We start from the raw sequence: 21,816 nt of genomic DNA on the forward strand, positions 1-21,816 counted from the left end.
CGCATTCATTGGATTCGGTTCAGATGGCCAGGAAGAGCCCGGCCAGTGCCGCGCTCATCAGGTTGGACAGGGTGCCGGCCACCACCGCCTTGAGGCCCAGGCGGGCGATGTCCGGGCGTCGCTCGGGGGCCATCACTCCCAGGCTGCCCAGTTGGATGCCGATGGAGGCGAGGTTGGCGAAGCCGCACAGGGCGAAGGTGATGATCACCTGGGTCTGCGTGGACAGCACCGCCACGCCCTTGGCGGCAGCTTGTGCCGGGTCGAGGTGGGCGGCGAAGTCGACGTAGGCCACGAACTCGTTGAGCACCAGCTTTTCGCCGATCAGGCCGCCGGCCGTGACGGCTTCGCTCCAGGGCACGCCCAGGACGAAGGCCAGCGGCGCCAGCAGGTAGCCGAGGATCAGTTGCATGCTCAGTTCCGGGACGCCGAACCAGCTGCCGCTCCAACTGAGGATGCCGTTGAACAGGGCGATCAGGGCGATGAAGGCGAGCAGCATGGCGCCGACATTAAGCGCGAGCTGCAGGCCGGACGAGGCACCAAGGGCGGCGGCGTCGATAACGTTGGCCGGCTTGTCGCCGTAGTTCTGCTGCACGTCGTCCGGGCGCAGCTGCGGGGTTTCGGTTTCCGGTTCCATCAGCTTGGCCATCAGCAACCCACCTGGAGCGGCCATGAAGCTTGCGGCAATCAGGTATTTCAGTTCGACGCCGAGGCTTGCATAGCCGATCAGCATCGAGCCGGCCACCGAGGCCATGCCGCCAGCCATGACCGCGAACAGTTCGGAGCGGGTCAGGCGCCGGATGAAGGGGCGGATCACCATGGGCGCCTCGGTCTGGCCGACGAAGATGTTCGCCGTGGCGGCCATCGACTCGGTGCGGCTGGTGCCCAACACGCGGTGCAGGCCGCCGCCGATCACCCGGATCACCAGGTCCATCACGCCCAGGTAATACAGCACGGCGATGAAGCTGCTGAAAAACACGATCAGCGGCAGCACGCGGATGGCGAAGACGAAGCCGCCAGTGCCGAACACGTCGAACATCGTGCTGCTGCTCAAGCCGCCGAAGATGAAGCTGATGCCCTGATCGGCGTAGCCCTGCAGCGAACTTACCGACTCGGAGATACCGCCCAGGGTGCTCTGGCCCCAGGGTACGTACAGGGCGAATGCGCCCAGCCCGGCCTGCACAGCGAACGCCGCACCGACGGTGCGCAAACGGATGGCCTTGCGGTTACTGGACAGCGCCACCGCCAACAGCAACAACACCACGATACCGATGAAGCCCATCGATCATTTCCCCGGAGGATTCAAGTAAGCGCCGCCGACGTCTGCGGTCGGTCTGGCGGGTCTGGTCAAAACTCGATGAAGGCGCCGGGCAGCAATTGCCCGGCGGTCCAGTGGCGGGTTGCCGCGCTGTCGTGGCCGACGCAGATCACGGGGCAGTCCTGCGCCAGCAGCTCCACCATCACCTGGCGACAGGCGCCGCAGGGCGAGATCACCGGCACCTTGGGCGCGTACACCAGCAGCGCCTTGAAACTGCCGGGTGCCAGGCCCTGGCTGATCGCGCTGAACAGCGCGCTGCGCTCGGCGCAGTTGGTCAGCCCGTAGGAAACGTTCTCCACGTTGCAGCCGCGGATCACCTTGCCGTCGGCGGTGAGCAACGCGGCGCCCACGGGGAATTCCGAGTGCGGGCACCAGGCGCTGTCAGCGGCGGCGATTGCTTCCTGCAGCAGGCGATCCTGTAGCGCTTGCCAGTCTTCACTGCGCATTGCTGGCCACCTGCGCTGCGGCTTTCTGGATGCGCTGCTGCGCTTCGGCGAGGCCGCCGGGCTGGCCCGCGCGATCACGCTCTTGCAGGTAGCTGATCATCGCGTCGAGGTCGTTGATCCCGGTGTCGAGGCGGTCACTGGCCTGTTTGAGCACGTTGAAGTTGTCGCCGCCCTCGGCGAGGAAGCTGTTCATGACGATGCGGTAGGGCTGCTCCGGCTGCACCGGCTGGCCGTCGACCAGCAGGCTGCCTGCGAGCACGCGCTGGCCCTTCGGCTGGCTGTCGTCCCAGCGGTAGGTCAGCGAGGCCGAAGGTTGCAGCGGGTAGAAGCCCATGCTGCCGTCCTGCCATTGCTGCTCCAGCAGTTGCCGCAGTTGCGCGCCAGTCAGGGTCAGCAGGATCAGGCTGTTGTTGAACGGCTGCACGGTGGCGACCTGGCCGTAGTTCACCTGCTCCTGGCCGTCCTCCAGGTTGATGTCCATGCGCATGCCGCCCTGGTTCATCAACGCTACCTGGGCACCGAGGGCGCGGGTGGCGGCCAGGTGCGAGTCGGCGATCAGGTCGCCCATGGCCGATTCGCCGGCCTCATTGGTGGTCCGCAGCACTTCGCGAGCGCCCAGGCGGGCCACCGGTTTGCTCAGTTGCGCCTGGCTGCGGGTTTCGATTTCCGCCAGCAACGGAGCGATTTCGGGGCTGGCGTGGTAGCGCTGGGCGTCCACCACCAGGTTGTTGGCTTTGACGTCGAGCAACTGGTGCTTGTCGGTATCCACGGTCAGGGTCAGGTGGGTGAGCAGGCGGCCGAACGAGGCGCCCTGGGTCACCAGCTTGTCGCCGACACGGCACAGGTAGCCTTCGTGGGTGTGGGCGGTGAGCACCACTTTGATCGCCGGGTCGAGCCGCTTGGCCACGTCCACCACGTCGCCGCTCAACTGGCTGCATTCCTGCTGGTCGAAGCGCTCCGGCGTGGCGCCGCCCTGGTGGATCACGGCGACCACGGCGTCGACCTTTTGCGCGGTCAGTTCCGGCAGCAGGGCATTGATCGCCTCGGCTTCATCGATCGTGTACAGGCCTTTCATGCTGTTGGCGCTGACGTAGGCATCGACGTTTCTGAGGGTGGCGCCGACGAAGGCGATCTTCGCCCCGTGGGCCTGTTCGATGCGGTAGGCCGGGAACAGCGCCTTGCCGGTCTGGCGGTCCATCAGGTTGGCGGAAAGGTAGGGGAAGCCTGCGCCCTTGAAGTCCTTGTCGAACTGGCAGGCCTGGGCGGTGCGATCGGACTGGCAGCCGCCGTCGATCTGCCGCAGCAGCTCGGCCTTGCCGTGGTCCAGCTCATGGTTGCCGACCACTGAGAACTTCAGGCCCAGCAGGTTCAGCGCTTTCAGGCTGGGCTCGTCGGCCCACATTGAGGAGATCGGCGGGCTGCCGCCGACCATGTCGCCTACGCCCACCAGCAGCAGTTGCGGATCCTGCTTGCGCAACTCGCCCAACGCACCGCTGAGCGGACCGATGCCGCCGGCCTTGAGCTTGACCTCGCCGTTCTGGAACGGGCTCGGTTGCAGGTTGCCGTGGAAATCGTTGAGGGCGGCGATAGTGACGTTGACCGGCGGCTTCGCCGGTTGGCAGCCGCTGGCCAGCAGCATGGCCGCCAGCAGCAGCGGCAGGGGACGTAGGGCAAGACGTGGATGCGGCATGACGATCCTCGGCCGGTCAGGCAGGTTGCAGGCTGGAGGCAGCCGGCGCGGTAACGGGCCGGGTGCTGAAGGCGGTGCCCATGCCGGCGCGCAACAGGAGCATCTTCAGGTTGTCGTTGATCAGTTCGAGGCGGTCTTGAAGGTGGCTGTTGAACACCAGTCCAACCAGGGCGATGGCGATCCCCAAAGCGGTGGCGTACAGCGCGGTACCGATGCCGCGAGAGACTTCGCCCGGGTCGGAAACACCGGCTTCGGCCAGCGCCTTGAAGGTGTCGATGATGCCGAGGATGGTGCCGAGCAGGCCCAGCAACGGTGCGCCGGCGACCACCGCTTCAAGGATCCACAGGCCATGGTTGAGCTTGCCGCGCATGGCGATGTAGATCGCCTGGCCGAGGTCTTCCAGCTCATTGTGCGAATGCAGGCCGACGCGGCCCTCGAAGAGTTGGCGCAGCAACTGCAACGGCAGGCTGTCGCGCTGGCGCAGCTCGGCGGGCAGGTCGTCGAAGTGGCGCACCTTCTGGTGCAGGGCCGCTTCCAGGGCGCGGGCGCGGCGCAGGTTGTGGGCGAAGAAAATGCCGCGCTCCACCACCACGAAGGCGGCGAGGGCGGCGGCGCCGTACATGATGTAGAAGGTGATGTCGTGAAGCAGGTCCATGTTCATGGCGGGTTACCTCTGGCGGTTCAGGCACGGGGCAGGACCGGCTCGCAGGCCGGTCCTGGCTCTGGGTTAGAAGACAGGGTTAGAAGTTGGCTTCCACGGAGAGCGCGACCGTCTGCTCTTCGCCGATGGTGTAGTAAGGCGTCTGGGCGCCGGCGAAGGCCGAGCCGCTGCCGTTGTAGCGCACCGAGTTGAAGGTGGTGGTCTGCACGCCGGAGAGGTACTCGCGGTTGAACACGTTGTTCAGCGACAGGCGCACGGTGGCGTCCTTGACGAACTTCTTGTTCACCGGCAGGCGGTAGCCGACGTTCATGTCAACGGTGGTGTAGTGCGGGATGCTCTGGTCGTTGGTCAGGTCGCCGAACTGGTTGTCGACGAACTTGCCGATGACGTTGCCGTAGAAGCGACCGTCGTCGTAGCCCAGGCTCAGGTTGAACATGTTCTTCGGCACGCCGGCGATCTGCTTGCCCTTGGTCGGCACGTACACGCCGTAGTACAGGGTGTCGTTCTGCTGCTCGGCCTCGGTGTAGGTGTAGGAGGCGTAGTAGTTGAAGTTGTGCGGCAGCAGGCCGCTGAACTCCAGTTCGACACCCCTGTTCTCGACCTTGCCGACGTTGAGCATCAGGTAGTCGCCGGTAACCTCGTCGCGGCTCGAGACCTGGCGGTCCTTGAACTTGAGGTAGAACAGCGTGGCCGACAACGCCATGTCGTCGGTGGCGTAGCGCCAGCCCAGCTCCTGGTTCCAGCTCAGCTCGGGTTTGAGGCTGATCGAGTCCCCGGCGTTGTAGAGCACGTAGTTGGGCGGTGTGCGCATATTGCGGGTGACGTTGTAGAACGCCTGATTGTCCTCGTCGATCTGGTAGCGCGCGCTGAAGCTCGGGAGGAACTCGTGGTAGGTCTTGTCGCGCTTTTCAGGCGTGTCGTAGAGGCTGGCCTTCAGGTCGCCGTCACGGGTGGAGTGCTCGTAGGCCAGGCCCATGGTCAGGGTCAGGTCGGGGGTAGCGGTCCAGGTGTCCTGGACGAACAGTTTGTGCACCGGGGTGATGGTGAAGTAGTTGCGGCCCTGTACAACCTTGCCGTTGGCGTCCCTGACCTGGTTGGAACTCTCGTAGTTGCCCCAGATGTCGGTCGGGCTGCCATCGGCCTCGAGGTAGATGAACGGCTGGGTCTGGCGCTGGCGGGCGCGTTCGTACCAGTAGCCGAAGTCGATGTTGTGTTCGTCGTTGAACGCCCAGCTCAGCTTGGTGTTGACGCCCGGACGCCAGGTTTCGGTCCAGGACGGGCGGTAGTAACGGCCGCTGACCGGGTCGCCGTCGGCGTTGTACTGGGCGGTGCTCTTGAGGTTGCTCAGGTCATAGTTGCCAGAGCTGTTGGTGGCCCGGTTGAGGGTGGCTGGCGAACCGAAAGCACGGTAGCTGCCGCCGTTGGCCCAGTAGTAGTAAGGCGCGACGGTCAGTTGCAGGTCATCGCGCAACTGCCAGCGGCTGGTGACCGATGCCGTGACGTTTTCGTACGGGTTGCGGCTGGTCTCGTAGCTGGCGGTGGTGAGCTTGCCGGTGGTCGGGTTGTAGGTCGGTACGTTGGGGAAATCGTAGTCGTGGTCCGACTTGTACTGCGCCAGGCTCGGGGAAACGTAGTTGTAGTTTTCCTGCTTGTGGTACTTGATGATGCCCTGGATCGAGTTGCCTTCACCGAACTTGAACAGGCTGTTGAGTTCGAACTTCTCGGCGTCCAGGTCGCCTTTGCCTTTCCATTTGTCGCTGTTGGTTTTCGACGCGGAAATGTAGTTGCTCAGGCCGTTGTATTCACCGGTGTTCAGGCGAACGAAGGTCTTGGACAGATTGTTGCTGCCAACGGTCTGCTTGAAGAACACCCCGGCGTCTTTGCTCGGGGCCATCGACACCAGGCCGATGTTGCCGCCGCTGGAACCGATATGCGGCGCATCCAGTTCGGAGGAGCCCTGGGTCACGAAGACTTCCTGGAGGTTTTCCGGGTCGCCCAGCAGGTTCGGGTACACCTCGAAGCTGCCCGAGTCGTTGATCGGCACGCCGTCCATGGTCATGCCGATCTGGTCGGATTTCATGCCGCGCATGGTGAAGTTGAAACCGCTCAGGCCGGTGCTGTCGTCGCTGGAGACGTTGATGCCGGGCGTGTATTTCAGCTTGTCGATACCGTTGCTTGTCGGACTCATCTTGTCCAGGGCTTCCTTGGTGACCGTGGAGCGCGCCTTGGCCGCTTCCTCCTGCACCATCAAACCGTTACCCACGGTTTGACCGGTAACGTTGACGCTACCGATATCGACGGAGTCTTCCGCCAGTGTCGAAGCGGTCCAACCGCCGCAACCAACGGTCAACATCATGACGAACAGCCGATTGAGTTTCACCAAGCTTCCCTCCCTTGTTAGTGATTGATCGTGTGTGAAGACAGGTGCCAGATTTCGCGCGTGCAGAGGCCCGCCCGGCGATCTGAGCGATCGTCGGCTGGGCTCTTTCCGGGGAACCTAGTTTTCTATGTTGTAAACAAGCGTCGCGATGAAACGGTACTTATCCCTGCCCTCGAACACTGCCTCGGGAAAGGGCCTTACTTGCTCGATACGGCGCAAGCTGGTTTGCGCTGCCTTGTTCAGCAGCATGCTCACGGCTTTCTTCTCGATGCCCGAATCGAGCACCTTTCCTCCCCGGTCGATCAGCAGCCAGATCACGACACTGCCCTCCGGGCGTTGCAGCGATGCCTCGCGGCCTCGCGGGTATTGCTTGTACTTTTCCAACTCCGCGTGCAGCGCGGCGATGTAGCTGTTTTCCAGGGCCGCGATGTTGACCTTGGGCGGCGCCGGCGGTGGTGGCGGCGCAGGTGTCGCGGGCGCTGCCGGTTTGCTCGCCACTGCCGGGGCCACCGCCGCTGGCGGGCGGGCTGGGGGGGGGCCGGCTTGGCCACCGGGTTTTAGCTTGGGCGGCTGCGGCTTGGGCTCAGGCGGTTTTGGCTTGGGCTTGGGCGGCGGTTCCGGCAGCTCGACCACCGGCTCCGTGTCTGGCTCGGGCAGTGGCTCGGGCACTGGTTCCGGCTCTGGCGGCGGTGGTGGAGGCGCCGGTTCCGGCTGCAGGTCCGTCGGATCGATCAGTGCCACCTCCACCGTGGTTTCGTCGTACTTCGGGGTGATCTTCAACTCCGCCTTGAGGGCGCTCTGGACAGCGATTACCAACAGGCAGATGGCCGGCAGGCACGCGATGACTTTTCGCGATTTGAACAGGACCGACATGGCTTACAGCTTTCGCGTGGCGATGGAGACAGACGAAAAACCGTTGCTCTTGAGCAGGTCCATCACGGCCACGAGCCGACCGACTTCAACGTCTCGGTCGCTGTTGAGGATGATCACCAGTTTCTCGCTGGTGTTCTCCAGGCTCTTCAATTGCGCGACCAGTGCGTCTTCACCGAGGTCCTGGCCGTCGAGTTGCAAACGGTCATTCAGGCCGAGGGTGATCACCGCCTTGTTCTGCGGTTTCAACTGCTGGGCGTGGGCGGCTCCGGGCAACTGGGTCTTGATGCCCAGGGCCGGAATCACGTTCAGGCTGATCAGCACGAAAAACACCAGCAGGAACATCATCACGTCGATCATCGGGATGATTTCGATATGCAAGCGTTTCTTTTTCGGTTCTTCCCAACTGCGCATTGCCTTGGCTCTCCACGTTTGTTCGTCAGCCGGCTGATAACGGCGCGGCTACTTCGACTGTGTTGTGAGAGCCCTCGGTGCGAAACCTTTCAAAGCTGTCACTGATGTCAGGAACACCCTAGAAGGAGGAAGTTACAGTTTGATTAAGTGGGTTGTGCGCGTGGCAAAAAGATATCAATCCCGGAAAAACAGTGCGTTTGAAGGGTGTTTGGCGGGCGGTAAAGGGCTAAACAGACTGATTGTTGAACATTCCGGAACCGGTAGTGGGGTGCGGGTCTCAGTCGGTGACAAAACCTTGCGTATCGAAACGAAATTGACATGACTGTCAGTTATTCAGGTAGGCCCCTTGTCGGGCACCACGGGTGTGGCACCTGCGAGTGACAAGGTCCCCATCTTCGAAACGAGAGGTTTGTGTGCTTACTTTTCAACGGATGCTGGCCGTATTGCTGGCGCTGACCCTGACAGGATGTTCCGACCCGTCGCGCCCTGCGGGTGTGCACTGGATTACCCTGCAGCAACTCACCAGCAGCCTCGGCGACACGGCGCCGATGGCGGTAGGGTTCGATATCGACGACACCGTGTTGTTCTCCAGCCCCTGTTTCTATGAGGGCCAGCAGAAGTATTCGCCGGGCAGCAACGACTACCTGAAGAACATGGCGTTCTGGACGGAAACCAACGCGGGCTGTGACCGCTATTCGATTCCCAAGGAGGTGGCCCGTGCCCTGATCGACCTGCATCAGCGTCGCGGCGACACGCTGTTTTTCGTCACCGCGCGACCGCAGACCGAGGGTGAGCAGGTCACCACGATCCTCAAGCAGGCCTTCGCCATCAGGGACATGCAACCGGTGGTGTTCACCTCCGGCCCGGAGAAGGCGCGCTTTCTCCAGGACCGTGGTGTGCACCTCTACTACGGTGACTCCGACAGCGACATCAGTTCCGCCCAGGCCGTCGGCGCGCGTGCGATCAGGGTGATGCGCGCCGCCAACTCGACCAATCAGCCGCTACCCGCCAACGGGGCGTTGGGCGAAGAAGTGCTGGTGGACTCGACTCACTAGAAACGCGCGAGCCGATAGGCATTGACGTTCGGCAACGCAGTGGCGGGCGTCGCCGAGCCCGCCAATGCTGCGACCATCTCCGCCGTCACCGCCGCCTGGGTCAGCCCCAGGTGTTGATGACCGAAAGCCAGCAGCACACGGCCGTCACACACCCGGTCAATCACCGGCAACGAATCCGGCAGCGAAGGCCGAAAGCCCATCCACGGCGTCGCCGCTTCGGCATTCAGTTCGCGCTTGAACAGGCCCTGGCTCAGCCGCTGCAACTGCCGCCCTGGCCATGTTGGCCGGGCGCCCCAGGCCGGCGAATTCGACCGTGCCGGCCAGGCGCAGGCCGCCGGTCATGGGCGTCATGATGAACTTGCGCTCCAGCGAGGTGACGGCGAACGGCAGCCGGTCGTGCTCGTGGGGCAGCATCAGGTGATAGCCGCGTTCGGTATCCAGCGGCACCCGCGTGCCGGTCAGCGCTTCGGTCAGGTGAGCCGAATGAGCGCCGCAGGCGATCAGCACCCGCGGCACCAGCAGTTCGCCCTGTTCGGTGCGCAACACGATGCCGTCGGCCTTGAGTTGCCCGCCCTGTACGTCGCGCTGAACGAACTGCACGCCCGCAGCCGTGGCGGCGTCGAACAGTGCTTCCACCGCCTGATGCGGATCGAGGAAGTGCCCGGTCGCCGGGAAGAACAGACCGCCCAACAGATGCTCGCTCAGTTGCGGCGCGGCAGCGCGCACCGCGTCGGCCTGCCACAACGCCACCTCGACATTCTGCTGGCGCATGCGCGCTTGCAGGGCGTCGATGGCCGCGCGTGATTCCGGGCGCTCGAAGACCAGCAGCGAACCGTCCTGCTTGAGCATTTCGGTGCGGCCAATGGACTCCAGCAGACGCCGCCAGGCCGCCAGGCTGCCTTCGTTAAGGGCGCGGATGCCGGCCACGCTGCGGCGAAACGGCACCGGGCGCAGATTCAGCAGCAGGCGGGTGAACCACGGCAACGCCCGCGGCAGGTATTTCCAGTCCAGGCGCAGCGGGCCCATGGGGTCCATGAGCATGGCCGGCAGGCGCTTGAGGATCGACAGGTCGGCGATGGGAAACACCTGCTCGGTCGCCAGGTGCCCGGCGTTGCCGAACGAGGCGCCCATGCCCGGCGCCTGACGGTCCACCAGCAACACCCGCTGGCCCTGGCGGGCCAGTTGCAGGGCGCAGGCGACGCCGACGATGCCGGCGCCGATCACGGCGATATCCACGTTGGGGGTGAAGGTCGTGGCCATCGATCAGGCCTCTCTCTGGCCGTCGAGCAGGCGCCGCAAGTGCAGCGGATTGCCGTGTTGCAGCGCAGCAGGCAGCAGATTGTCGGGGAAGTCCTGGTAGCACACCGGCCGCAGGAACCGCAGGATCGCCGCCGTCCCCACCGAGGTGCTCCGCGTATCCGAGGTGGCCGGGAACGGGCCGCCATGGACCATCGCATCACAGACTTCCACGCCGGTCGGCCAGCCGTTGACCAGCAGGCGTCCGGCCTTGCGTTCAAGCGTCGGCAGCAGGGCGCGGGCGTCGTCCAGGTCGGCTTCGTCCAGGTGCAGGGTCGCGGTCAATTGGCCTTCCAGGTGTTCGGCCACTTGGCGAACTTGCTCGTCATCGGCACAGGTCACCACCAGCGAGGCGGAGCCGAACACTTCGGCTTGCAGGCTCGGATCGACGAGGAAATCCCGCGCCTGGGTGACGAACAGGTGCGTCTGGCACTGGTTCGGACCTTCAGCGACGAGGCCGGCGGCAGCGGTGTCGGCGTTGGCGTTGCCCGCCAGTGCCTCGATGCCGTTGCGGTAAGCGCTGAAGATGCCCGGGGTGAGCATGGTCTGCGCCGGGCTCTGCCAGATGTGCTGGGCGGCGGTGGCGATAAAGCGGTCGAGGTCGGCACCCTGGCGCGCGATCACCAGGCCGGGGTTGGTGCAGAACTGCCCGGCGCCCTGGTTCAGCGAGGCGACGAAGCCTTGCGCCAGCGCTTCGGCACGGGCCTGCAGGGCGGAAGGGAAGAGGAACACCGGGTTGATCGAGCTCATTTCCGCGTACACCGGAATCGGCTCGGCGCGTGCTGCGGCTGCCTGGCACAGGGCGATGCCGCCGCTGCGCGAACCGGTGAAACCCACGGCCTTGATGCGCGGATCGCAGACCAGCGCGATGCCCACTTCACGGCCGGAACCGTACAGCAGCGAGAACACCCCGGGCGGCAGTTCGCAGTGTTTCACTGCGCGGGCCAGCGCCTGGCCAACCAGTTCGCTGGTGCCGGGATGGGCGCCGTGGGCCTTGACGATCACTGGGCAGCCAGCCGCCAGTGCCGAGGCGGTGTCGCCGCCGGCAACGGAGAAGGCCAGCGGGAAGTTGCTGGCGCCGAACACGGCCACCGGGCCCAGTGCTACCTGACGCTGACGCAGGTCGGCGCGGGGCAGCGGTTGGCGTTGCGGCTGCGCCTTGTCGACGCGCACGTCCAGCCATTCACCGGCGCGAACAGTGCGGGCGAAGGTGCGCAGTTGCCCGCAGGTGCGTCCGCGTTCGCCCTGGATCCGGGCGCGGGGCAGGCCGCTTTCGGCCACGGCGCGGTCGATCAGTTCGTCACCCAGCGCTTCGATCTCGCTGGCGATGCGTTCGAGAAACTGCGCGCGAACTTCCAGCGAGGTTTCCCGGTAGCGGTCGAACGCCGACCAGGCCAGGGCGCAGGCTTGTTCGACGTGCTCGGTGGTGCCGCCCGGATAAGCGGGTTCGAGCACCAGGTTGGTGGCCGGGTCGATCGCGCGGATGGCTTCGCGGCTGCCGGTTACGGCGTGCTGACCGATGAGCATGTTGCCTGTCAGGGTCATAACGGCTCCTGAAATCAATTCGAGGGTGGCCGGCTGCGCACAGCCGGCAAAAAACGCAAGCGGCGCACAAGGCGCCGCGAGCAATCAGGCGATGTTGTTGCTCGCCGACCAGGTGGCGAACCACTGGCGGAACAGCGTGTACTGGGTCTCGGCGTAGTTGCGCTGGGCGTCGCTGAGCACGTCGGTTTCGTTGAAGTGCAGGCTGTATTCGCTGTCGCCGTTGAGCACCATCAGGTGCTTGTAGTACAGCACCAGGTCGCAGCCTTCATCGAAGGACGACAGCACTTGCAGGGCGTCCGACAGTTCCAGTGCCTGGCGGCGGGCGACGGCGTCACCCTTGGCGGCTTTCTTGCTCAGGTCGACCAGCAACAGCACTTCACGCGGCAGGGCGTTGCCGATACCGGTGATGGCACCGGTGGCGCCGCAGTTGACGAAGCCGTGCACGACCTGGGTGTCGACGCCGGCCATCAGGATCACGTCCTTGTCCTGCGAGGTGATGTGCTCAGCGGCGTAGCGCATGTCGGCGGCACCACCGAATTCCTTGAAGCCGATCAGGTTCGGGTACTGGCGGCGCAGCTTGAAGAACAGGTCGGCGCGGGTGGCGAAGCCGTAGTAAGGGCTGTTGTAGATCACCGCCGGCAGTTTTGGCGCGGCTTCCAGGATTGCCGCGAAGTGCGCTTCCTGGGCAGCCGGCGAGGCGCCGCGGGACAGTACACGTGGAATCACCATCAGGCCGTGGGCGCCGACTTTGGCGGCGTGAGCGGCGTGGGACACGGCTTCGCGGGAATTGACCGCGCCGGTGCCGACGATGGTCGGAATGCCGGCGGCCACCAGGCGCGCCACGCCTTCCTGGCGCTCGGCTTCGGTCAGCAGCGGCCAGTCACCCATGGAGCCGCAATAGACCACGGCGCTCATGCCGGCTTCGATCAGTGCGTGGCCTTTTTTCACCAGCGCGTCGAAGTCCGGTTTGCGGTCCGGGGTGCAAGGGGTCATCAGGGCGGGGATGGTGCCGGTGAAGATGTTGGTGGTCATGAGTCTTGGTCCTTTGTGTTCAGTTTGAGTCGGGAGAGGGGGCGGGACCGCCTGGCGGTCCTTCGCGAGCGAGCTCGCTCCTACAGCAGGGGGCTCAGATGCCCCAGGCGAAGGGGTCGTTTTCGTCGATAAGCAGGGTGGCGTCGGCGGTCATGTAGGCGCGGCCGGTGATGAACGGGCGGATGCGCTCGCCGTCCCATTCATAGCGACCTTCGAAGCGGCTGGCGGTGATGCTCGCCTGCACCCAGGGCTCGCCGGCAGCGAGCTTGCCGTCGGCGGCCAGGCACGCGAGCTTGGCGCTGGTGCCGGTGCCGCAGGGCGAGCGGTCGTAGGCTTTGCCCGGGCACATGACGAAGTTGCGGCTGTCGGCCTCGGCGTCGTCGGCGAACAGTTCGATATGGTCGATCAGCGCGCCGTCCTCGCCGTGGATGCCCTGGTCTTCCAGGGCGCGAAGCATCTTCCAGGTGAAGTCGGTGAGCAGGTCGACGTTGCTCAGGTGCAGTTCCTGGCCGTGCTCGGACACCAGGAAGAACCAGTTGCCGCCCCAGGCGATATCGCCGAAGACGCGGCCGTAACCCGGCACGTCCACCGGCACTTGCTTGCGGTAGCGGTAAGACGGCACGTTGGCCACGGTGATCGCGCCGTCGTCATGCAGGGTGGCGCTGACCTGGCCGACCGGGGTGTCGATCTTGTGCTCGCCGGGGGCGATCTTGCCCAGGTGGTGCAGGGATGCGACCAGGCCGATGGTGCCGTGGCCGCACATGCCCAGGTAGCCGGCGTTGTTGAAGAAGATCACGCCGCAGGTGGCGTTTTCCGATACCGGTGGCGTGTACAGCGCGCCCACCAGGACGTCGTTGCCACGGGGTTCGAGCAGGCAGGCGCGGCGCCACTGGTCGTGCTGCTGGCGCAGTGCATCGCGCTTCTGCGCCATGGTCTCGCCGGCCGGTTGCGGGAAGCCGTCCAGCACCAGGCGGGTCGGTTCGCCTTCGGTGTGGGAGTCAATCACGCGGATCTGTTTCATCAGTCAGTCCCTCAAGAATGCGTTGTTGTCAGGTCAGGCCAACAGGCCTTCGATTTCCTGCAGCAGGCTGCGCTCGACCCACACGCCCTCGGCCTGCGAGCGTTGTCGCGCAGCAAAGCGCCGTTGCGAGGGCAGGCGCGCGCCCTGGCCGGTAATGGCGCTGAACAACTGTTCGGCACGTTGCTGGCCGCGCTCGAAATCGTCACCGCCGAAGCGCTGCGGATCGAACGCCAGCAGCAGTTCGCCATGGCACGGTGTGGCGCCGGCACCGGCGTCGAAGGCCAGGGAGTCGGCGCTGGTGAGGTCGCCGATCAGCGCCCCCGCCAGCAATTCGATCATTGCCGCCAGGGCCGAGCCCTTGTGTCCGCCGAAGGTCTGCATGGCGCCGTCCAGCGCGGCGCGGGCGTCGGTGGTCGGCTGGCCTTCGGTGTCCAGGCCCCAGCCCAGTGGAATGGCTTTCTCCTGGCGGGCGTGCAGTTCGATATCGCCGCGGGCGATGGCGCTGGTGGCGAAGTCGAAGACGAACGGTTCCTGTCCCGCCCGTGGCCAGGCGAAGGCCAGCGGGTTGGTGCCGAACACGCCCTGGTTGCCGCCTTCCGGCGCTACCCAGGCATGGCTCGGCGTCATCGCCATGCCCACCAGCCCGTGGGCGGCGATGGCTTCCACCTCCGGCCACAGCGCCGAAAAGTGGAAGCAGTTGCGGATCACCAGCGCCGCCACGCCCTGTTTGCGCGCCGCCTCAACCAACTGCGGCAAGCCGTGCTGGAAGGCCAGCAGCGAGTAACCGAAGTGCGCATCCACCTTGACGATGGCGGGTGCCGGCTGATTCACGGTCGGTTGCGCCGCCGGATCGACCTTGCCCGAGCGCAGCGAACGCACGCACACCAGCACCCGGTACAGGCCGTGGGAGTGGCATTCGTCGCGCTGGCCCTGGGTGATCACCTCGGCGATCGCCCGGGCATGGTCGTCGGCCATGCCGTTGTGGGTCAGGGCGCGGTGAGCCAGGTCGAACACCTGGTCGAGGCTGAGGTTGATGCGCTCGCTCATGGCAGGTCTCCGTTGGCTCAGGACAGTTGGGCGCGGGCGCCGACCGGAGCGGTCTGGGCGCTGTGCTCGACGTCGCTTTCCGATTCGTCGGTCTCCAGTTGCACCAGGTGCGCCGGTACGCCGGTGGCTGCGCCCCAGTAGTAGATGCCGAGTGCGCAGGCGGCCACGACCAGGGTGTCGAACGGATGGGCAATGACGCCCATGCCGCCGAAACTGCCGAGCCAGGAGAGCAGGATGGTCACCGCGTAGAAGCCGATCAGCCAGGCCGACGAGCGCACTTGTTGGGCCAGGCTCAGGTGCTGAGTCGGAACGAAGCGGCCGCACATCAGGTAGATCACGAACATCAGGATTTGCAGGCTGAGCAGCCAGGACACGGTCTTCCAGCCGGACCAGTAGACGATCAGCGCGGCGATGATGAACGACAGCGGACCGAGCAGGCCCATGCGGCGAACGCGGAACGGACGCGGCATGTCAGGGGCATTTCGGCGCAGCGCGGCGACCGACACCGGGGCGACGGCGTAGCTCAGGATCAGCGCGGCGGACACCACGTTGATCAGCGCTTCCCAGGACGGGAACGGCAGGGTCCAGAACACCGACAGGCCGAAGGTCAGCCACAGCGCCGGGCGCGGGATGCCGGACTCTTCGTCGATGCGGGTGAAGACCTTGAAGAAGGTGCCGGTCTTGGCCCAGCCGTAAACCACGCGCGGGGTGGCGTTCATGTAGATGTTGCCGCAGCCGCTTGGCGAGATCACCGCGTCAGCGACTACCAGATAGGCCAGCCAGCCCACGCCCAGCGCCAGGGCGATGTCGCGGTAGGGCAGGGCCAGTTCCTTGGCGATGCCGGACCAGCCGTTGGCGAGCATTTCGGTCGGAATGCCGCCGAGGAAGGCGATCTGCAGCAAGGCGTAGATCGCGGTGGACAGCAGCACCGAGAGGATCAATGCGATCGGGATGGTGCGTTGCGGGTTCTTCACTTCCGAGGCCACCGAGATGATCGGGGTCAGGCCCAGGTAGGCGAAGATGATGCCGCCGGCGGACACCGCCATTTCCACGCCGGAAAGCCCGAATGGCATGAAGCCCTGGGAGGTGAAGTTTTCCGGTTTGAAGAAGGTGAACAGCACGCCGATGACCAGCAGCGGCACGATGAACTTGAACACGCTGATCAGGTTGTTGGACTTGGCGAAGGTCTTCACGCTGTAGTAGTTGAGGGCGAAGAACAGGCAGAGCAGGCCGAACTGCACCAGCCAGCCGAGGACTGTCGGGTCACTGGAACCGACCTTGGTCAGCTCCGGGAACCAGGCTGCGGCGTACTGGCGCGCAGCAACCACCTCGATGGCCACCAGGCTGGAAAACGCGATCAGCGTGATGAAACCCATCAGGTAGCCCAGCAGCGGGCCGTGGGAATAGACCGGGTAACGCACCACGCCACCGGCGCGGGGCAGGGCGGCGCCCAGTTCGCAGTAGACGATGCCCAGCAGCAGAACGGCGAAACCGCCCAGCAACCAGGAAAAGATCCCGGCGGGACCGGCGATGGCCGACACGTGGCTGGCGGCGAACAGCCAGCCGGAACCGAAGATGGCACCGAGTCCGATAAAGGTGAGGTCTATCAATGAAAGTTGTTTTTTGAACTTGCCTTTGCCTGACATGGCGTCGCCTTCTTGTGGGTTATTGGTAGGCAGAAGTGATGTCACTTTGAATGCACTGTTTCGGGGATCACCCAATACGGTGTTTACGGTTTTGTTTAACCGCGTTCTTATAAAAACCATTGCGTTGCGCTAGCGAAGACACACTTCTTCGTTAACCCGGTGCACGCTCGCCAGCGCATTTCAGGACGCGGGCGATTGGTGTTGCCTGTACGTCGTCGCAACGTTTTCGACGACTCAGGCAATGCCAATACAGTGGACTGATCGGCGCCCCGGCGCTTGATGGTTTTCTTCAAGAGTAATGACGAAATCGGCATAGTTAGGAAATTTCCCTATGACTCTTCGGAAAATTTCTGAAGCCTTACAGGCCACGCCTGCTCTGGCGTCTGTCGAGGCTCGACAGCCCGGCAAGGGTGCGGCAAAGTGTCCGCCTGGTCAGAGCCCGCTTGTGGATTTCTACCTGCCGGTCAAAAACGAGAGCCCGCCCCCATGACCCCCAGTGCGTTTGCCATCCTCTGTCAGGGCAACGATGAGTGCCGTCCTGAAACCATCGAAGAGCTGTTGTCCGGCATGGCGTTCTTATTGCCGTTGTTCGATGCCATTCCCAATGTGGCGATATTCATCAAGGATGTTCAGGCGCGTTATCTGTTGGCCAACCTGGCGTTGGTAAAGCGCTGTGGTTTCAAACAGTTGAGACACTTGTTGGGCAAGACCAGCGCCGAAGTCTTTCCGGCGCAACTGGGCCCCGGATATACCGAACAGGATCGCCGGGTACTGGAAGAAGGTCGGGTATTGGAAGATCAACTGGAGTTGCACTTGTATGGCTCGCGCGAACCGGGCTGGTGCTTGACCCACAAGCGCCCGTTGTACAACCGGCGCGGTGAAATCATCGGCCTGGCCGGAGTGTCCGTGGACTTGCAGTCGGCCAGCGATTCGCATCCTGCGTATCAGCGGCTGGCGGCGGTGGACGAGTACATCCGGGCGAATTTTCACCAGCCGGTGACCATGCGCGAGTTGACCCGCGTGGCGGGGATTTCCGTGGCGCAACTGGAGCGCTACTGCAAGCGGGTGTTCCACCTGACGCCGCGGCAGATGATCCACAAAGTGCGGCTGGAACATGCGCACCAGCTTTTACATACCGAGTTGCCGATTACCGAGGTGGCGTTGCGCTGCGGCTATACCGATCACAGTGCGTTTACCCGGCAGTTCAAGGTGCTGACCGGGTTTACGCCGAGGCAGTATCGGCAGGCGACGGGGGGCGTTCTGGTATAGCGCCCCGTTACCAAGGCGCCCTGACCACCACGAACCGGACGCTGTTACCCACATACTGCGGCTGATACCACGTGCTCCCGCAATGCTGGTACGCGACCCCGTTGGCCACCACCGACACACAATCCGGCGGCACCGACGCCACTTCGCTACCGATCGCAATTGCGGTCGCGGTGGTTGCCCCGATCACGGCGGCGGTCGCCCAAGGGTGATACCAGCCATCCGGTGGGGGCGGCGGTGGAGGTGGCGGAGGCGGCATCGGTCCTGGGCCCGGTCCGGGAGGCATGGGATGAGGTCCGGGGCCTGGCTCAGGATGTGGCCCAGGATGCGGTTCTGGGCCGGATGCGGCCCCGGCCCCGGCCCCGGCCCCGGCCCCGGTTGCGGCCGAGGCACAGGCTGCGGCCGGTACCCCGGCTCGAACCCTGGCCGCTGAAACCCGCCTCCCGCCTGATGCGGCACCACGAACGTGCGGCCACCCCCGCCGCCCCGCATTTGCCAGGCCTCGCTCATGGCGGGCAGCAGCAGAATCACGGCAGTGCCGAGCACCAGTGCACCACGCCCGCGCCTCATGGCTGTTCTCCCTTGCGCAGTTCAACCAGTGGCACCGCCAGCGCCTTGGCCGGTGGCGTGAAGGTGAAAGCGTCGGCCTTGATCGGTGAGGTGAGGTCCCAGGCAAAGTTGACGCTATGCCGCGGTCGCTCCGGGTCGTCGCGGCGGGTGATGACCAGCCGGCATGGCAGCGGCGCGGCGCCCTCGCGCAGCCACAGTTGCCAGTCGATATCCGGCTGGCGGTAGGCGTAATGCGTGCAGGTCTGGCCTTCGATGTTCTCTTTGTCGATCACGTAGGCCTGGCTGATGCCGACGTCATCGGCGGTCTTGGCGTTCCAGCGAAACAGGTCGGCCAGCGGCAGTTCGATACCGTAGCGATCGGCCAGCCGGTCCAGCAGCTTGTCGATGCTGGCGGGGGCGTCGCCGTGGGTGAAGTAGTTCAGGCGCTGGTCGTACAGGGTGAACGTTCTGCCGTTGTAGAAGAACTGCCGGCTGGCGCTGTTCTGGTCAACATTGACGTAGAGCTTGTCGGGACGCTGCGCGAGCACCTGGGTGTGGTGCTGGAAGGCGATGGTCTGGCCGCTGTCGAGTTGCTGGTCGGTCTCGCTGCGGGTGCTCAGACTGAAACGTTGAAGGCTTTGCAGGTAATCGCCCAGGGCAACCAGTGCGGCGATGGCCGCCGGGTCGCGTTGCGGGTCCTCTGCGCCGTGTACGTTCGGTGGCAGCAAAGACAGCGACAGCGCCATGGAGGTGGCGGCGAACAACAGCGGTAAGCGCATCGACGAACTCCGTTTGGCAGATGGGCTGTCGCGACAAGCTGCGGGCATCAGGGACGTGCCTGTGCGGGGCATCTCTGAAAGTAGTTGGGCGAAGGACTTAATACAAAAGCGTGGTTAAGCGAATTCGCTATAGGCGGGGCGGTGCGGCCAAACAAAGCAACGATCGCCACCGATTCAAAGGCGTCGCTATTGTCATCAGCGGAAATACATTTTCACCCAGAGGCGCGGAAACCCGCGGTTAGGATTCGGCTCTTATCCGTCAGTGTTTTTCCCACATTGGCCATTCAGGTTTTCCGATCACTACGCTGAAATTTCAGCGAGTGCTGTCAGACAACCTCGCCTCAGGAGGCTCGCAATGAACACCCGTGGTTTGCTCGATCAACTGCTCAAGTCCGGCCAGGACTTGCTGCAAAAACAGACCGGCACATCCTCCAGCGCGAACAAGGACGGTAGCGGCGGCCTTGGCAGTCTCCTCTCCGGTGCCGGCGGTGGTGCGTTGGCGGCGGGGGCGATGGGGTTGTTGCTCGGCAACAAGAAGGCCCGTAAATACGGTGGCAAGGCGCTGACCTACGGCGGCCTGGCCGCCCTCGGCGTGCTGGCCTACAAGGCCTACGGCAACTGGCAGGCGCAACAGGCCGCCGCGCCCAAGGGCGAACCGCAAACCCTCGACCGCCTGCCCGCCGCGCAGGTCGAGCAGCACAGCCAGGCGATCCTCAAGGCGCTGGTGGCTGCGGCCAAGGCTGACGGGCATGTCGATGAGCGCGAACGCGAGTTGATCGAAGGCGAATTCGTCAAACTCTCCGGCAACGACCGCGATCTGCAGCACTGGCTGCACGCCGAACTGAACAAACCGCTGGACCCGGCCGACGTCGCCCGCGCCGCCGGCACGCCGGAAATGGCCGCAGAGATGTACCTGGCCAGCGTCATGCTGGTGGACGAAGAACACTTCATGGAACGTGCCTACCTGGACGAACTGGCCCGCCAGTTGGGCCTCGATCCGGCGCTTAAGGTCGAGCTTGAGAAGCAGGTTCGGACGATCTGAGTCAATGAAATGGGCAAATGGCCACAAATGAGGCCGTTTTGCCCATTCACTCCTGTAGGATCAGTCCCATGCTGGCGTAAGGCGTGGGCTATAATCAGCCCATTTTTCCTGACGCGTAGAACGCTCGAGGGCTGATTGTGAAGAACTGGACATTGCGCCAACGGATCCTGGCAAGCTTCGCCGTGATCATCGCCATCATGTCGCTGATGGTCATTGCCGCCTATTCGCGGTTGATGGCCATCGAAAGCAGCGAAGAAACCGTCCGCTCCGACAGCATCCCCGGCGTCTACTACAGCTCGATGATCCGCAGCGCGTGGGTCGACAGCTATATGCTCACCCAGCAAGTGGTGGGGCTGTCCAATCACCGTGAACTCAACGACGCTGACCTTGCGTTGTACAAGAGCTACGAAGAACGCCTGCGCCAGCAGATGGCCAACTACCAGCAAACCATGAACGACCCCGAAGATGTTGCCAACTTCCAGGCGTTCAAGGCGCAGGTGGACACCTACCACCAAGCGCTGAGCACGGTGCTGGCGGCCTATGGCAAGAAGGATTATCCCGAAGCGCAACGTGTGCTTATCGAGAACCTGACCCCGGCCTGGGCCGACGGTCGCAAGAACCTCAACGGGTTGATCGACTGGAATCGCCGCTCCGCCGATCACGCCACCGACAACATCGTCGCCGCCGTGTCCGCTGCGAAGATCAGCATGATCGTGTCGCTACTGCTGGCGGTCATTGCCGCCGCCATCTGCGGCCTGCTGCTGATGCGCGTCATCACCGAGCCGATGCAGCGCATCGTCCGCGCCCTCGAAGTGCTGCGCGGTGGTGACCTCAGCGTGCGCATGAACCTGGACCGCAAGGACGAGTTTGGCGCCGTGGAAACCGGCTTCAACGAGATGGTCAGCGAACTCACCGGCCTGGTGTCCCAGGCCCAGCGCTCGTCGGTGCAGGTCACCACCTCGGTGACCGAGATCGCCGCCACCTCCAAGCAACAACAGGCCACCGCCACCGAAACCGCCGCCACCACCACCGAGATTGGTGCGACTTCGCGGGAAATTGCCGCGACTTCGCGGGATCTGGTGCGGACCATGACCGAAGTGACTTCCGCCGCCGACCAGGCCTCGGTACTCGCCGGTTCCGGCCAGCAGGGCCTGGCACGCATGGAAGAAACCATGCACCAGGTGATGGGCGCCGCCGATCTGGTCAACAACAAGCTGGCGACCCTCAACGAGAAGGCCGGCAACATCAACCAGGTAGTGGTGACCATCGTCAAGGTCGCCGACCAGACCAACCTGCTCTCGCTCAACGCCGCCATCGAAGCGGAAAAGGCCGGTGAATACGGTCGCGGTTTCGCCGTGGTCGCTACCGAAGTGCGCCGTCTGGCCGACCAGACCGCCGTGGCCACCTACGACATTGAACAGATGGTCCGGGAAATCCAGTCGGCGGTCTCCGCCGGGGTGATGGGCATGGACAAGTTCTCCGAGGAAGTGCGCCGCGGCATGTTCGAGGTGCAGCAGGTAGGCGAGCAGTTGAGCCAGATCATCCACCAGGTCCAGGCGCTGGCACCGCGGGTGCTGATGGTCAACGAAGGCATGCAGGCCCAGGCCACCGGCGCCGAGCAGATCAACCACGCCCTGGCCCAGCTTAGCGACGCCAGCAGCCAGACCGTCGAGTCGCTGCGCCAGGCCAGTTTCGCCATCGACGAATTGAGTCAGGTGGCGGTCGGCCTGCGTGGTGGCGTTTCACGGTTCAAAGTCTGACG

At 64.3% G+C, this 21,816-nt stretch carries 17 protein-coding genes and 1 pseudogene; 4 read left to right on the plus strand and 14 right to left on the minus strand.

The window, feature by feature from the left end:
- Positions 1-19 precede the first annotated feature (19 nt).
- The 7 genes from HWV67_RS10625 to HWV67_RS10655 all read right to left on the minus strand — a co-directional run bounded on the left by HWV67_RS10625 (position 20) and on the right by HWV67_RS10655 (position 7,776).
- Positions 20-1,279 (minus strand): NupC/NupG family nucleoside CNT transporter, encoded by a 1,260-nt coding sequence (locus HWV67_RS10625; RefSeq protein WP_175651198.1) that lies wholly within the window; start codon positions 1,277-1,279, stop codon positions 20-22.
- A gap of 65 nt (positions 1,280-1,344) precedes the next feature.
- Positions 1,345-1,761: a cytidine deaminase gene (gene cdd, locus HWV67_RS10630; protein ID WP_175651199.1), complete on the minus strand. Its 417-nt coding sequence runs from the start codon at positions 1,759-1,761 to the stop codon at positions 1,345-1,347.
- Entirely contained in the window at positions 1,751-3,451 is a 1,701-nt protein-coding gene (locus HWV67_RS10635) for a bifunctional metallophosphatase/5'-nucleotidase (RefSeq protein ID WP_175651200.1), read from the minus strand. Before HWV67_RS10635 ends, cdd begins: the two co-directional genes overlap by 11 nt.
- Before the next feature lie 16 nt (positions 3,452-3,467).
- Positions 3,468-4,112, minus strand: a complete 645-nt coding sequence (locus HWV67_RS10640) for a MotA/TolQ/ExbB proton channel family protein (protein WP_175651201.1) — start codon at positions 4,110-4,112, stop codon at positions 3,468-3,470.
- A 79-nt stretch (positions 4,113-4,191) separates the two neighbouring features.
- Positions 4,192-6,492, minus strand: coding sequence for a TonB-dependent receptor (locus tag HWV67_RS10645; RefSeq protein ID WP_218585598.1), 2,301 nt, complete (start codon positions 6,490-6,492; stop codon positions 4,192-4,194).
- A gap of 117 nt (positions 6,493-6,609) precedes the next feature.
- Entirely contained in the window at positions 6,610-7,365 is a 756-nt protein-coding gene (locus tag HWV67_RS10650; RefSeq protein WP_175651202.1) for an energy transducer TonB family protein, read from the minus strand.
- A 3-nt stretch (positions 7,366-7,368) separates the two neighbouring features.
- The gene (locus HWV67_RS10655) at positions 7,369-7,776 is read right to left on the minus strand and encodes an ExbD/TolR family protein (RefSeq protein WP_175651203.1); all 408 of its coding nucleotides are present in this window, start codon (positions 7,774-7,776) and stop codon (positions 7,369-7,371) included.
- Between the two features lie 413 nt (positions 7,777-8,189).
- Between HWV67_RS10655 and aphA the strand changes: the two genes are divergently transcribed.
- Complete coding sequence (gene aphA / locus HWV67_RS10660) at positions 8,190-8,831, plus strand: acid phosphatase AphA (protein ID WP_256680083.1); 642 nt, start codon at positions 8,190-8,192, stop codon at positions 8,829-8,831.
- On the opposite strand, the pseudogene HWV67_RS10665 reads toward aphA, so the two are convergent.
- From HWV67_RS10665 to HWV67_RS10690, 6 genes and pseudogenes are all read right to left on the minus strand, one after another.
- Positions 8,828-10,091: pseudogene (locus HWV67_RS10665) on the minus strand (FAD-dependent oxidoreductase). The gene aphA and the pseudogene HWV67_RS10665 sit on opposite strands and share 4 nt — an antisense overlap.
- A 3-nt stretch (positions 10,092-10,094) precedes the next feature.
- Positions 10,095-11,672, minus strand: coding sequence for an aldehyde dehydrogenase (NADP(+)) (locus HWV67_RS10670; protein ID WP_175651204.1), 1,578 nt, complete (start codon positions 11,670-11,672; stop codon positions 10,095-10,097).
- An 84-nt stretch (positions 11,673-11,756) separates the two neighbouring features.
- Entirely contained in the window at positions 11,757-12,704 is a 948-nt protein-coding gene (locus HWV67_RS10675) for a dihydrodipicolinate synthase family protein (RefSeq protein WP_175651205.1), read from the minus strand.
- Positions 12,705-12,798: 94 nt separating this feature from the next.
- Positions 12,799-13,725, minus strand: a complete 927-nt coding sequence (locus HWV67_RS10680; protein ID WP_175651206.1) for a 4-hydroxyproline epimerase — start codon at positions 13,723-13,725, stop codon at positions 12,799-12,801.
- A 33-nt stretch (positions 13,726-13,758) separates the two neighbouring features.
- The gene (locus HWV67_RS10685; RefSeq protein WP_175651207.1) at positions 13,759-14,772 is read right to left on the minus strand and encodes an Ldh family oxidoreductase; all 1,014 of its coding nucleotides are present in this window, start codon (positions 14,770-14,772) and stop codon (positions 13,759-13,761) included.
- A gap of 17 nt (positions 14,773-14,789) precedes the next feature.
- Positions 14,790-16,418 carry an APC family permease gene (locus HWV67_RS10690; RefSeq protein ID WP_175651208.1) on the minus strand — a complete coding sequence of 543 codons (1,629 nt, stop codon included), beginning with the start codon at positions 16,416-16,418 and terminating at the stop codon, positions 14,790-14,792.
- A 486-nt stretch (positions 16,419-16,904) separates the two neighbouring features.
- On the opposite strand from HWV67_RS10690, the gene HWV67_RS10695 reads away from it, so the two are divergent.
- Positions 16,905-17,687: an AraC family transcriptional regulator gene (locus HWV67_RS10695; RefSeq protein ID WP_175651209.1), complete on the plus strand. Its 783-nt coding sequence runs from the start codon at positions 16,905-16,907 to the stop codon at positions 17,685-17,687.
- A gap of 563 nt (positions 17,688-18,250) precedes the next feature.
- Here HWV67_RS10695 and HWV67_RS10700 read toward each other — a convergent pair.
- Positions 18,251-19,012 (minus strand): DUF2092 domain-containing protein, encoded by a 762-nt coding sequence (locus HWV67_RS10700; RefSeq protein WP_256680084.1) that lies wholly within the window; start codon positions 19,010-19,012, stop codon positions 18,251-18,253.
- Positions 19,013-19,367: 355 nt separating this feature from the next.
- Between HWV67_RS10700 and HWV67_RS10705 the strand changes: the two genes are divergently transcribed.
- Both HWV67_RS10705 and HWV67_RS10710 read left to right on the plus strand, forming a co-directional pair.
- Entirely contained in the window at positions 19,368-20,054 is a 687-nt protein-coding gene (locus HWV67_RS10705; RefSeq protein ID WP_175651210.1) for a tellurite resistance TerB family protein, read from the plus strand.
- Positions 20,055-20,191: 137 nt separating this feature from the next.
- Entirely contained in the window at positions 20,192-21,814 is a 1,623-nt protein-coding gene (locus HWV67_RS10710; RefSeq protein ID WP_175651211.1) for a methyl-accepting chemotaxis protein, read from the plus strand.
- Positions 21,815-21,816: the final 2 nt, after the last annotated feature.

The sequence above is a fragment of the Pseudomonas sp. Marseille-P9899 genome (assembly GCF_903166565.1).
GTDB lineage: Bacteria > Pseudomonadota > Gammaproteobacteria > Pseudomonadales > Pseudomonadaceae > Aquipseudomonas > Aquipseudomonas huaxiensis.

What these genes read in the sequence shown, in the direction of transcription:
- HWV67_RS10655 (WP_175651203.1), bottom strand. Translation starts at nt 7,776, where the DNA reads ATGCGCAGTTGGGAAGAACCGAAAAAGAAACGCTTGCATATCGAAATC.
- cdd (WP_175651199.1), bottom strand. Translation starts at nt 1,761, where the DNA reads ATGCGCAGTGAAGACTGGCAAGCGCTACAGGATCGCCTGCTGCAGGAA.
- HWV67_RS10685 (WP_175651207.1), bottom strand. Translation starts at nt 14,772, where the DNA reads ATGAGCGAGCGCATCAACCTCAGCCTCGACCAGGTGTTCGACCTGGCT.
- HWV67_RS10650 (WP_175651202.1), bottom strand. Translation starts at nt 7,365, where the DNA reads ATGTCGGTCCTGTTCAAATCGCGAAAAGTCATCGCGTGCCTGCCGGCC.
- HWV67_RS10680 (WP_175651206.1), bottom strand. Translation starts at nt 13,725, where the DNA reads ATGAAACAGATCCGCGTGATTGACTCCCACACCGAAGGCGAACCGACC.
- HWV67_RS10675 (WP_175651205.1), bottom strand. Translation starts at nt 12,704, where the DNA reads ATGACCACCAACATCTTCACCGGCACCATCCCCGCCCTGATGACCCCT.
- HWV67_RS10635 (WP_175651200.1), bottom strand. Translation starts at nt 3,451, where the DNA reads ATGCCGCATCCACGTCTTGCCCTACGTCCCCTGCCGCTGCTGCTGGCG.
- HWV67_RS10625 (WP_175651198.1), bottom strand. Translation starts at nt 1,279, where the DNA reads ATGGGCTTCATCGGTATCGTGGTGTTGTTGCTGTTGGCGGTGGCGCTG.
- HWV67_RS10695 (WP_175651209.1), top strand. Translation starts at nt 16,905, where the DNA reads ATGACCCCCAGTGCGTTTGCCATCCTCTGTCAGGGCAACGATGAGTGC.
- HWV67_RS10690 (WP_175651208.1), bottom strand. Translation starts at nt 16,418, where the DNA reads ATGTCAGGCAAAGGCAAGTTCAAAAAACAACTTTCATTGATAGACCTC.
- HWV67_RS10700 (WP_256680084.1), bottom strand. Translation starts at nt 19,012, where the DNA reads ATGCGCTTACCGCTGTTGTTCGCCGCCACCTCCATGGCGCTGTCGCTG.
- HWV67_RS10705 (WP_175651210.1), top strand. Translation starts at nt 19,368, where the DNA reads ATGAACACCCGTGGTTTGCTCGATCAACTGCTCAAGTCCGGCCAGGAC.
- HWV67_RS10670 (WP_175651204.1), bottom strand. Translation starts at nt 11,672, where the DNA reads ATGACCCTGACAGGCAACATGCTCATCGGTCAGCACGCCGTAACCGGC.
- HWV67_RS10640 (WP_175651201.1), bottom strand. Translation starts at nt 4,112, where the DNA reads ATGAACATGGACCTGCTTCACGACATCACCTTCTACATCATGTACGGC.